Annotated in this window: 10 protein-coding genes; 7 read left to right on the forward strand and 3 right to left on the reverse strand. The window is 33.9% G+C overall.

What is annotated here, in order from left to right; genetic code table 11:
• Window positions 1-214: 214 nt before the first annotated feature.
• The 3 genes from FY049_RS09715 to FY049_RS09725 all read left to right on the forward strand — a co-directional run bounded on the left by FY049_RS09715 (window position 215) and on the right by FY049_RS09725 (window position 1,523).
• Window positions 215-475: a hypothetical protein gene (locus tag FY049_RS09715; RefSeq protein WP_262779846.1), complete on the forward strand. Its 261-nt coding sequence runs from the start codon at window positions 215-217 to the stop codon at window positions 473-475.
• Between the two features lie 354 nt (window positions 476-829).
• The gene (locus FY049_RS09720) at window positions 830-1,033 is read left to right on the forward strand and encodes a hypothetical protein (protein ID WP_004721216.1); all 204 of its coding nucleotides are present in this window, start codon (window positions 830-832) and stop codon (window positions 1,031-1,033) included.
• Between the two features lie 82 nt (window positions 1,034-1,115).
• Entirely contained in the window at window positions 1,116-1,523 is a 408-nt protein-coding gene (locus FY049_RS09725; protein WP_004721214.1) for a hypothetical protein, read from the forward strand.
• A gap of 235 nt (window positions 1,524-1,758) precedes the next feature.
• Here the strand turns inward: FY049_RS09725 and FY049_RS09730 are convergent, their stop codons facing one another.
• Window positions 1,759-2,310: a DUF2799 domain-containing protein gene (locus tag FY049_RS09730; protein WP_262779849.1), complete on the reverse strand. Its 552-nt coding sequence runs from the start codon at window positions 2,308-2,310 to the stop codon at window positions 1,759-1,761.
• 1,131 nt (window positions 2,311-3,441) lie between these two features.
• On the opposite strand from FY049_RS09730, the gene FY049_RS09735 reads away from it, so the two are divergent.
• From FY049_RS09735 to FY049_RS09745, 3 genes are all read left to right on the forward strand, one after another.
• On the forward strand, window positions 3,442-3,798 hold the full coding sequence (locus FY049_RS09735; protein WP_004721210.1) for a hypothetical protein: 357 nt from the start codon (window positions 3,442-3,444) through the stop codon (window positions 3,796-3,798).
• Window positions 3,799-4,059: 261 nt separating this feature from the next.
• Window positions 4,060-4,239, forward strand: coding sequence for a ribbon-helix-helix domain-containing protein (locus FY049_RS09740; RefSeq protein WP_262779851.1), 180 nt, complete (start codon window positions 4,060-4,062; stop codon window positions 4,237-4,239).
• Window positions 4,240-4,745: 506 nt separating this feature from the next.
• Entirely contained in the window at window positions 4,746-6,803 is a 2,058-nt protein-coding gene (locus tag FY049_RS09745) for a TonB-dependent receptor domain-containing protein (RefSeq protein ID WP_151958037.1), read from the forward strand.
• A 693-nt stretch (window positions 6,804-7,496) separates the two neighbouring features.
• Here FY049_RS09745 and FY049_RS09750 read toward each other — a convergent pair.
• Together FY049_RS09750 and FY049_RS09755 are read right to left on the reverse strand one after the other, a co-directional pair.
• Complete coding sequence (locus FY049_RS09750) at window positions 7,497-9,731, reverse strand: TonB-dependent siderophore receptor (RefSeq protein WP_446083636.1); 2,235 nt, start codon at window positions 9,729-9,731, stop codon at window positions 7,497-7,499.
• A 250-nt stretch (window positions 9,732-9,981) separates the two neighbouring features.
• Window positions 9,982-10,503, reverse strand: coding sequence for an RNA polymerase sigma factor (locus tag FY049_RS09755; RefSeq protein ID WP_154129983.1), 522 nt, complete (start codon window positions 10,501-10,503; stop codon window positions 9,982-9,984).
• A 254-nt stretch (window positions 10,504-10,757) separates the two neighbouring features.
• Between FY049_RS09755 and FY049_RS09760 the strand changes: the two genes are divergently transcribed.
• Complete coding sequence (locus tag FY049_RS09760; RefSeq protein WP_446083637.1) at window positions 10,758-11,966, forward strand: efflux RND transporter periplasmic adaptor subunit; 1,209 nt, start codon at window positions 10,758-10,760, stop codon at window positions 11,964-11,966.
• Window position 11,967 lies beyond the last annotated feature (1 nt).

Consider the following 11,967-nt stretch of genomic DNA (forward strand, 5'->3'; position numbering starts at 1 on the left):
CAGTTATTAAAATGTATGCTTGGCTTTCATCGTGTGATTGAGACACATTATTGTAAAGATGGCGAGTTGGAGGTTTGTCATCATTGCTTAAAAGTTGTTAAAAAATAATCATATAAATGAAATGACAAAGAATACATGATATTTCAATTTTTATACCCAATTCAAAGTTAAGCTGTTCATAATATTTTTTTACTTTGCGATTGTGAGTTTTGAAATGCCAATACATAAAATGAGTGAAGCTAATATTGATTCCAATCAAGCGCCATATTTTTCAATTGAGCAGCTTAAAAGATTTTTGAAAACACAAATTAGATTAAAAGCTGATCAAGGAGAATTATTTGTAAGTGAATACATTACTAAAGATTTTGCTCAACATGACATAATTAATTTGGGTGAAGAATTTAAGAAAGCGGGCTACAAGGTGAGGATCAAAAATGCTGGTAAAGAAAAAATATTTTCTGTTTTTTGGAATTAAAACACTGTAAGTTTTAAGATCTCCAGAAAGAAATAACCATAACTTGATTCCACCACCTAAATGAACCAACTTTTATTTTTTGATTGGGTTTAATTTTTCAATCAAGATAAGACTCAATGATGAAAACCATTTCAATAGTCTGTCTCGTTTTATTGTGGGGATGAACCACATGTCAAAAAAAGATACATATTCACAAGATCACTATACTCTGCATTTGCTGGATCGAGACTATGAATAGAAGTCAGCTATTGGTCCTGTAGAGGGAATATGGCATAGTTCTGCTATCGATATGTAGTCAACTGAATAGCTCCTGATCATTGGGAGATTTTTATATGAGGCTTATGGGAGAACAAAGTGAATAATTTAGAAAATGAAGATTTAGAACAGCAATCTCAACAAGAGCAAAAAGACTCTAGCATAATGAATGATATCGTGAATTCGATAAATCCATTGGATGCCGTTGATCTGATCGTGGAAACAGGTCGATTGATTGTGAATACGAATAAAGATATTGTTTCTGACATTGCCAACAACATCGATATTGATATAAGTCTTTAAAATTACTTAGCGAGTGCACCCATCAAAAGTTGGGGCTTTAATTTATATGATTGAACTTTTTTTGTAGATGACATTCAAATCAATGATAAAAAAAATTCTCTTGGCATTTCTTTTATTGAATTCGAAATTTAGCTTTGCTGATCCAATAAAACCGACTTTTCTTGAAGAAAAATTAGATATTAAAAAGTTTAAAAAAGAGCTAGATGATAAGCATACATCTAAAATAAAAAAGTCGCTTTTTCTTGTAAAAAGAGAGCCGAAATTGGACCAGCCTAGATATAAAGCAGTTATGCTAAGAGTCGCTAAGGATAGGCAGGATAATTCTTTTAAATATATGAAAATGATCAATTATGTAGACTGTGATAAAAATAAAACTTATACATTTTTGTCATTTTATGATGAAAATGGCATTACACATGGTATTGGTTCATCTAATGACGATCTTGCAGATGATAGTCCATTAAGAAAACAAGTCTGTATCATTGAATGATGGTGAATAGTTGAAAAAATATGGTTGTTTCATGTTTTAAAATTGACACATTTCACGTTATTTAGTAAAACTGTGATTGTTAATTCATTATAGTGAATAAACATACAATAATCCTTAATCAGCGCAAAAATTAAGGGGAAGCCTCACAGTGATGTGAGGCTTTTTTATTCGAATGATTTATTCCAAGCGACGTTCGAAATCATTACTGAGTAGATCTCTGTGACTTTGTTTAAAACTAATAGAGATCATGCTCAGCTTTAAAACGTTCTAGATTCCGAAGTGCATCTTGATAACGTGAGCGTACTTGACTGCTATTGCTTCGGAGGTCAGATAATTTCTTTTTATAGTCATCACGATCTTTGGTAGAGAGGTCTTTACTATCTAACTTTCCAAGATAGTAATCTAGGTTGTTTTGTGAGGTATTAAATTCTGAATTCGCATGATAAAAGTTATTGGCGACTTGATAATAATGACGTAAGGATTCACGTTTCTCTGCAGGACAAACTCGAAAATTACCACGACCCTCTAAAGCTTCGTAAAAGATATTTTCAGGTTGACAGTAAGCCCCTAAACCTTTTAGATAACCCATTTCATAAAGATTTTGACTAGGAATAATATTGGCTTTTTTACAAGAGGAATAGTATTTATCTATATGGGATTTATTTCCAGCAGCGCCATCTTTTTCGCCAACGTTAAACCAATTTGCAGTTTTACATTGTTCAACACTCATTGCAGCACAGCCGGAAAGTAAAACCGTAAAGGTAGATAAAATTACTATAAGTTTCATGAAAAATTCTTCCAAACGATTTTTGAATTACTTTAAAAAATGATTTTATCATGACAAGATCAACAATTCCCTGATCATTAATATTGATTCACATGAAAAGTGAATCTAAATTCTTAAAAATACAATAGGGTTTTTATCTTGATTCTGCAGCTATTGCCGATATCGTATTTTAACTTTGGCATATCTTCAGCTTGAGCATAATGTTTGTATCGCAGTTGATAGATATAAACCTAGGAATTCTATCTCCAAAAGAACAGAACTGCTAAATTCTTAACTTCATTTAATTTAAAAATAACGGATGGACAGCTAAATTTAATAGATTGATAATTTGTTCAGATTTTTCTAAAAATAGGATTTTTCATCTAACACTATAAAAATAAAGTGGATTAAAGCAAGACTACAAATCCAAAACATAGACAATCATTGAGCTCAGTGCGGTCACGATTACACAGAAATTTATCGTTACTTATTTAATTTCATAAAACTTATATACTATGATTTTATAGTTAAATTTACATTGATCTTTAAAGTGGCTTAATTCTAATGTTTGCGAAGATCGTTTTTACTGTATCGGTAGTCTTATCCATAGTTTTTTTTGTTCTAGGTTTAACGGAAGCTATTGTTGAGTTTATCGTTATTGGATGCCTTGGTTTTATCGCATCGGGCTTGGTTTTTAAACAAATGAAAATATCATTCAAGCAGAATGACGACTAATTTTGTGGTTTTAACCAAGAGTACTTTTGGCTAATTTTTATTGTCAAAAAATGCTATGCAATCATGGTGTTGGATTTAAAAATTAATTGGATATTTTTGAACTGTAATTATTTTCACAGATTTCTTATCTACTTTTTGCCTATGAAAAACAAAACAAACAAAAATTATAAAAGTCGCTAAAAGAGCAAGATCTAATTCTACTATTAGGATGTAAGCACTGAGCTAAAAAGTTCAAAAGCTTGATAGAGCCCTCATTGGAGGGCTTTTGTGTGTCAAGGTGCTGAAAAACATTAAAAAAATCACATATTATTATAATAAGATAATATTTTATTATCATTTTATGATATTTTTATGTTGTTATATAGCGTTATAAATCTATATAAATCATCTTATATTGAATAAAAGGGGTAAAAAATAATGGCTAAAATTGACTTAAATCCATTGGCTGAAATTGATGGCTTCACAGCAGCAGCACTTGTAGACTATACAAGTGGATTATCACTTGCCGCTCAAGGAACGGGGATCGATTTAGAACTAGCTGCTGCTGGAAATACGGAAGTTTTAAGAGCAAAAATTAAAACAGCAAAAGCACTAGATTTGAAAGATACGATTGATGATGTTTTGATCACACTCGGGAAGCAGTATCATTTATTACGTCCACTTGAAAAGAATAGCGATTTATTTTTATATCTGGTATTGGATCGCCAAAAATCGAACTTAGCGATGGCAAGACATGAACTTCGAATTTTTGAAAAAGAGTTAGATTTTTCTTAAAAATATCGATTGGCTATTATATTGGATACGGTGTAATAGCCATTTTAAATCATCAATACTCAAAAATAGAAAGTATATTTAGCATATAAATATAGCCCAAATATAGGTTATCTAAAGATGTTGAAACTTGAGTGAAATAGTCGACTTAAGTCTATGAATGTAAAGTTATAAATATGAATACTATAAAATAAAAAAATATCATTGAAAAACTCATAAATGTTATTAGAATTCTATTTCTAAATAAATTAAGAGATTGGGGATATGGAAAATAAAACAGCAAGATTAACTATTTTGATAGACCCGAACAAAAAGGAAGCTTTTGAGGAATTGTGCAATCGTCAGGATCTAAAGCCTTCACAAGTGGTTCGCCAACTAATTCGTGAGTATTTAGAGAAGCATAATGTAGATTACGCGACTAAACCTACTTTACCGAAAAAGTAATATTTAATTTATCTATTTTTATCAATAAATAGGATTGTACTTTTTAGGGGGAAAGAGGTGTCTTATTTATATTGAATCAGAAAAAATTGATCAAAAATGTTGTGCTAATTATTGACGATTTTGATATTTATAAATTTTTAATGTATTTGATTCTTTAAAGCTGACCAATTTGAGCTTGATGATATTGAGTAAAATAAGCAAAAGAGAGCTTACAAGCAGGTTGATGGCTTGTAAGCTTTCTTTTTTTGTAGAAAAAGAAAGCTATAAAAAGGACACCCAAAAATAAATTTTTGAATTCAACTTTGATAAAACTATTCCTTGAATTTGGTCTTTAAAAACAATACTTTTCATGTATTTGAGATTAAGTGTATTTGCATAAATTTACCTCAAGTTAAAAATATATAAATGATAATTATTATTATTAGTAATTGCATTTGAGATTTTGCTCAAATACAATACGCAACAATTCTTTCACAATTCCTCCGTAATTTAAGTTGCGTATTAACATGAATAAACAATTAAGATTTCAAACGCTGTCAATCTCTATACTCACAGCAATGTCAATTTCAGCATATGCAAAAGATACTTCTGAAGATGCGACAAAGTTAAAAACAATTGTGGTGACTGCGAGTAGTCAGGCAGTAGATGTTAAAGAAGCACCAGCAAGTATTAGTGTTATTACAAGCGAAGATATTGAAAAACAACCTGTGGGTAGTCTTGGAGAGTTATTAAGTAAAGTCCCTGGGGTAACAGGTGGAATTAGTCCTTCGAAGGAAGGTTCTAAGATTAAATTGCGTGGTTTACCAGACAATTACACACTGATTTTAGTTGATGGTAAACGCATCGGGTCTTCAAGAGATGTAAGTTATCGTCCAGATTTAGGTCGTCAGGATTTAAACTGGATTACACCCGATATGATTGAAAGAATTGAAGTCGTTCGTGGTCCAATGTCTTCCTTATATGGTTCAGATGCGATGGGAGGTGTAATTAATATTATTACTAAGAAGATTCCCAATGCTTGGGGCGGTAATGTCACTTTAAATTATACTCAGCCAACAACTTCGTCTGATTTAGGCACTTCTATACAAACAGGTGTCATGGCTGCTGGTCCATTAACTGACACCTTAGGTTTACGCTTGACGGCAGGGATGACTGAACGAGAGGCAGATAAGAAATATTCAGCAGGTAACGGAACCACAGGTTCTCAAGATCAAAACTACAATGCGATGTTGCACTATCAGCCAACAGATAAACAGTCATTCAGTTTTGAAGCAGGGCACAGTATCCAAAAGAATGAAAAAGGTTCTCAAATTAACGCCAAAACAGGTGCAGAACAGGAGACTAGTTGGGGAGCTAAAAAATTAGAACATAATTCATTTAGCGTATCGCATGATGGTGAGTGGGCAATTGGTAAATCTAAGTTAAGCGCATACTACAATGATTATGATTCAAGTATTAATAAGGTTACGAGTAAATCAAATGAATTGATTGTTGAGGGTAGCTTAACCATGCCATTTGAGCTAATGTTTAAGCAAGTCTTAACTGTTGGCGGTCAATGGAAAAAACAAGAATTAACCAATACTGATACGATTGGTACTCTACCTGGTGGCAGTTGGGATGGGAAAAGCTATACCGACCCTAAGGTGGATAATAAAAATTGGGCATTATTTCTTGAAGACAATATTTCACTGCTCGATAATTTGACATTAACAGTAGGGAATCGTTTAGATCATGATGATAAATATGGTGAGCATCATAGTCCAAGAGGTTATTTAGTTTATAGTCCAATGGATGATCTTGTGATTAAAGGGGGGATCGCAAAAGGTTTCCGTGCACCAACTGTGAAAGAATCATCTCCTGGTGGGGCAACTGAATCTGGTGGGAATGGTTGCAATGGGTTAAGAGGTAAAATTTGGTATGACAGTAAGCAAAAGCCAGATACCTATACGGGTGGTAGCTGCTTTATGACAGGTAATCCAAACCTTAAGCCTGAGGAAAGCACAAACTATGAAATTGGTGTAAATTATACTGGTTTTGGTACAGACCTAGGTTTGACATTCTTCCATACAGATTTTAAAAATAAAATCACTTATTCGCCGTTAGGTCACGAAGGTGGTATTTGGTTTACTCGAAATGAAAATATTCAAAATGCAGTAACGCGTGGTCTAGAAATGGTTGTAAATTTCCCAGTTTTAGACAATCTAAAATGGAATAATAATGCAACGTATTTCTTAAAAGCAAAAAATGAAGATACTGGTGCAACCTTACTGACCACTTCAAAATTAACGGTAAATTCAGCCCTAAATTGGCAACCGATAGATCCACTCAATGTAGAATTGTCTGCGCAATATTTAGGTAAGCAATATTTAACTGATAAAAGCGCTACTCCTACGATGCAAAAACCACATACGATTGTAAATCTAGCAAGCAATTATCAAGTGAATGATAAGCTCACTGTACGTGGTGGCTTTACTAATTTACTTGATAAAAAATTGTCAAATGGTGCAGACGCATACTTCGTTGAGCGTCAAAAAGTATTTGTAGGCGCAACCTTTAAATTTTAATCAATCATACTGAAGTGAAAACTCACTTCAGTAATAAATCATGCGTTATGAAAACCATCTGCGGATGGTTTTTTGCTATGTATTTTTTATTTGGATGGATGGAATGCTGTGTATGAAATAGTGAAAACAATGATTTTTTAGGGTTTAGGTATTCTTCTATTCGTACCAAAATTTCCCCCAATATTTTTTGATCATTTTATAGTTTAATAAAATCAGTTGGTTATATATGTTTTAAAAAACTTTGGGTATTTTATGGTTTTTATATTTAACTTGCTGTTATCAGAGTGTTTTTTGATTTAAAATTATAGTTCACTGCCATATAGGCAGCTTAGAAATTGGTACCGTTTTCATATGACGTGGACCCGATGTTCACTGCCATATAGGCAGCTTAGAAATGACAAACCTTTAATCTGCGATTGAATAGATTGTTCACTGCCATATAGGCAGCTTAGAAATGAAACTGTCATTGATGAAAATGGTAAAGAAAGTTCACTGCCATATAGGCAGCTTAAAAATCAACGGAAGAACTAGATGAGATTTACTGCTAGACCAGCAGAGGCGTTTATTTTAGTTATCTTGATAATATTTGAATTTGTAGAGAAAGCTACCTTAACGGTAACTTTCTCTACATCTAACTCATTGGTTTATTTTAAGCTAAATCAATGTTTAGCTAATTATAAATAGGTTTCAGAATTACCAATCGTATTTTAACCCCACTCTAAAATTAGTTGGTGCACCGTAGTAACTATTCGTTGTGGCTAAATGATATTTTTCATTAAACAAGTTATTGATATTTAAATTCAGCAATAAATTTTTATTGATTTTATAACGTGCCATTAAATCAACCAAAGTATAGCTGTCTTGGGTAAAACGAGTCTTTACAGGGAGCGTTATATCAGAATAAATATCACTTTGCCAACGTAGGCCACCACCTATTGTTAGAGCTTGATCAAAGTAAGGTAGAGTATAGGTACTAAATAATTTAGCAGTATTATTTGGAATGTTGGTGTTTATACTATTACCTTGACTATTTTGTGATAAATTTCGAGTAAAACTTCCTGAAATTTGCCATAACTCAGAGAGTTTTCCCGTGGCTTCTAATTCAATACCGCGGCTTTTGGTTCCAGATTCCGCTGTATATGCTTGAGATCCATCGGGAGCAATGTGTGAATTATCGGGTTGTTCAGGAACAGCGACTGCAAAATTATCTTCTTTAGTTTGATAAACAGCAGCACCTATATTCAACTGATTATCAAAAAATTCACCTTTAATCCCTAGTTCAGTACTATTGCCGACAAGAGGGTCTAAATAGTCCCCCTTAACTGTCTTTTTATCTTGTGGTGAAAAAATATTGGTATAACTGGCATATGTTGTCCAATGGTCAGTTAAATCATAGGTAAGTCCTACATAGGGGATTACTTCACCACTTTCTTTATGGGTTTTGATATCTGTTGTATTTTTAGCATTGTCATGATTTATAGCGACACGTTTCCAGTCTTCTACACGTGTTCCTAAAATAATTGCTGCCTTATCTGATGGTTTTAACCGGACAGCACCGAATATTGAATGACTACTGTCATCGCCACTATACCAGCCGTCAATCATCGTCTCAGGTCGAGTTGGTGTATTGCCATTCCAACTGAAAATATTGTCTAATTTTCCATTCCAAGACATGCCATTATTCCAGCCTGAGTAGGTTGGACGTTGATTCTCACTTTTAGTAAAAGTTGTTCCCAAAACTAATTCATGGGTTTGGTTGAATAAATTAAATGAGCCATTCAGCGTTAAATTAAATAAATTTTGAGTAGGTTCATAATCCCAACGTGTTGCGTAAATTAAAGCACCTTTTCCAGTTTGTTTATCTATCCCTGAGCTATAAGCATAACCAACAACTTCATCTGAAGAGGTTTTTGTTCGAGAAAGAATACCTTTAAGTTTCCAATTGTCATTGAACTTGTGTTCAATATCTGCAAAAAATGCAGTAGTTGATTGATCTGAGTACGTCCAGTCTGCAGCAGCCGAATCAGAGCGCGACCATTCAATTAAAGATCCATCAGTATAATATGAAGGTAATCCCCCACGGGCGATGCCTGAAACATCAATTTGTTGATAGCTAATTCCAAGACTTGCTTTGGTTCGATCTGTTAAATCTGCTTCAAGTACACCATAGGCAACTTTGCGTTCTTCTGCATAACGATCGATATAAGAGTCACCATCTTGATAAGCCAATACAGCACGACCACGGAGATTACCAGATTGATTCAATGGTGATGAAACATCGATATCTGTTCTATAGGCATCCCAAGAACCAGCACTAGCACTTACAGAAGCTTTAAAGTCTTGTAATGGTTTTTTTCGAACCATATTAATACTAGCACTTGCAGAACCAGCACCAGTCATTAAACCATTTGCACCACGCACAATCTCTATTCTGTCAAAGAGTGCAGTGTCTTGACTTTGAAAAATACTAGAATATGAGTTCAGTAATTTCACACCATCTAATAAATAGTTGTCTACAGTTTGACCTCGTGCATAAATTGGTGAGTTATCTGAGCCAATATTTCCACCTTGATTAATTGTTAATCCAGCAGCTTGTGTTACGACATCAGTTAATTGTGTTAAGTTTTGATCCTCCATTTGCTGACGTGTGATTACACTGACTAATTGCGGTGTTTCTTTTAGGCTGAGTGCCAAGCCTGTTGATGCTGTGGTGGCTTTAGCAGTATATAAACCAGAGCCTTCAGTTGTAAGGCTATTGGTATTATTGGCAGATACAGTGATGGTAGGAAGTTGTGTAGAATTTTGTTCTTGACCATCAGATGGGTTCGGTGCTGCGAATATAGATCCATTTATTAAAAAAATAGATCCGCCCCAAAGTGCAGTTCGAATTGCAATTGCTAATGCATGTTTGCTTTGATGTTCCTTCATTAGATTCTCGTATGAGTCATATTCATGTACTTAGTCGTTTATGTTTTAAAAAAAGCTCATTTTTTATGATTTAAATGCTGGGCATGTTGTTGGATGTAACAACAGTAGAGAACAAGCGCGAATAGAGGAGAGCAACTATTTGTATGATCAATAGATCGATGTCATGTAAGTTTGAGATGGATTTTTAAATATGCCTAATTGGGTTTATATAATTGTTTTATTTAATGGGTTGTTTTATAAGTAAAAAATATTATGAATTAAAGGTTGTGTTATAAATACTGGAACAGGCAACAAAAGCTTGTTTCATATCTCGTTTTACTGTGGCTTCAGAAATATTAAGTTTTTCACCGATTGCGCGGTAGGTCATACCTTCCATTTGTGATAATAAAAAGACCTGTGCTACGCGTTCGGGTAGCCTTTCTAGTGTTTGATGAACTTGATACAAACTTTCTCGAATACATATTTCATGTTCTACAGATGGATAGCCATCCTGTGGTGTATGTATTAACGCATCTAAATATAAGTGTTCAACTTGTTGGTGGCGCCAATGATCAATAATTACATGTTTCGCAATTCCCAATAACCATGCTTTGGGTTCTTTAATATTTTCAAAACAGTAATTACTTTTTAATGCACGATAAAAAACCTCCTGACTAAGATCTTCAGAGTGATGATGGTTGTGAAGTTTATGTTTGAACCACAAAAGTAAAGTATTTTGATGGTCTTGATAAATATGATCAAACCATTGCTGCTTTTGTACGTTCAAATGCATAAGAGTTGCCTGTTTAAAAAGCGAACTACATGGAGTTTTGCTGGAGGAAGAAAGTGTTGAAAATAATGATAGTGATAATGATTATTAAATGCAATAATAAAGATTACAAAATGCAACATGATAATTAGCGAAGCTAACCTTTATTTATTCTTGATTATTAATGAGATGAACAATGGATATCTGTGAAATTTCACTTTAATTATTTCGCAATTGTAAATTTTGATCGTTCTGCGACTTTATGAATAAGAGTTTTTATGAGTAAGCCATCTGTAAATGTAAACCCCAAAAAAAGTTTTATTGGCCGTAAATTTAAATATTTAATTGGATTTATGCTGCTGATTATTTTCGGACTAGCAGGCTTCTATTGGAAAAAAACCTCATCCAAACCCGCAGAGGAATATAGCCAATGGAGTAAACCTGTACCCGTGCGAACTGTGCCAGTACAACGACAAGATTTACAGGTTGAAATCAAAGCAATTGGTACAGTCATTCCTACGCATATTGTGAATGTACAAAGTCAGGTTTCCGGGGTTCTACAGCAGATTTATTTTAAAGAAGGGCAAACCGTAAAAAAAGGTCAGCTCCTTGCACAAATTGATCCAGCGCCGTTTCAGGTCTCACTTGCACAGGCTGAAGGAACACGGCAGCAGAATTTAGCACAATTGCAAAATGCTGAAACAGAGTTGCAGCGTTATCAATTGCTGTTTAAACAAGATTCAATTGCAAAACAACAAGTAGAACAGCAATTGGCGCTGGTCAACCAGCTTAAAGGTCAAATACAGGCGAACAAGGCGCAAGTAGATGCTGCAAAACTACAGCTGTCTTATACTAAAATTTATGCGCCTATTGAGGGGCGGGTTGGATTTAGACAGAAAGATGCTGGTAACCTTATTCAAGCCAATGAAAGTGCTGGTTTAGTCAGTATTACTCAAGTTCATCCAATTTTTGTGCAATTTTCAGTGGCAGAAAACTATTTAGCAAATCTGCGTCAATCATTAAAAAATGGCGATAAAGTGTTGGTAACTGCTTGGGATAAAACAGAGCAAAAACAACTTGCGCTGGGGCATGTACAAGCAATAGATAATCAGATTGATATCAGTACAGGGACTTTAAAAATAAAAGCAATTTTTGATAATTATGATGATGCCTTATTCCCAAATCAGTTTGTCAATGTGCGTTTAAATACTCAAACCATTCAAAATGCAATCAGTATCCCGAGTGATGCTGTACAACATGGTGCAAAAGGCAGCTATGTTTATATTATCAATCCGCAAAACAAAGCCGAAATTCGCATGTTAAAACTGGGGATGACCTCGAATGGTCAAATTGAAGTTTTAGACGGATTAAAGGGGAGCGAGAAAGTAGTACTTGAAGGAATTGATCGTCTTTCGGAAGGCAAAGAAGTTCAAATTGTTGTAGAGAATCAACAGTCAATTTCTACGGCCAAGCCAACTGCTGGATAAA

It is taken from the genome of Acinetobacter sp. 1125_18A (genome assembly GCF_052824985.1).

Bases quoted from the DNA above. Each gene is read 5' to 3' on its own strand.
- FY049_RS09745 (WP_151958037.1), top strand. From the start codon at position 4,746: ATGAATAAACAATTAAGATTTCAAACGCTGTCAATCTCTATACTCACA.
- FY049_RS09760 (WP_446083637.1), top strand. From the start codon at position 10,758: ATGAGTAAGCCATCTGTAAATGTAAACCCCAAAAAAAGTTTTATTGGC.
- FY049_RS09715 (WP_262779846.1), top strand. From the start codon at position 215: ATGCCAATACATAAAATGAGTGAAGCTAATATTGATTCCAATCAAGCG.
- FY049_RS09735 (WP_004721210.1), top strand. From the start codon at position 3,442: ATGGCTAAAATTGACTTAAATCCATTGGCTGAAATTGATGGCTTCACA.
- FY049_RS09730 (WP_262779849.1), bottom strand. From the start codon at position 2,310: ATGAAACTTATAGTAATTTTATCTACCTTTACGGTTTTACTTTCCGGC.
- FY049_RS09755 (WP_154129983.1), bottom strand. From the start codon at position 10,503: ATGCATTTGAACGTACAAAAGCAGCAATGGTTTGATCATATTTATCAA.
- FY049_RS09725 (WP_004721214.1), top strand. From the start codon at position 1,116: ATGATAAAAAAAATTCTCTTGGCATTTCTTTTATTGAATTCGAAATTT.
- FY049_RS09750 (WP_446083636.1), bottom strand. From the start codon at position 9,731: ATGAAGGAACATCAAAGCAAACATGCATTAGCAATTGCAATTCGAACT.
- FY049_RS09740 (WP_262779851.1), top strand. From the start codon at position 4,060: ATGGAAAATAAAACAGCAAGATTAACTATTTTGATAGACCCGAACAAA.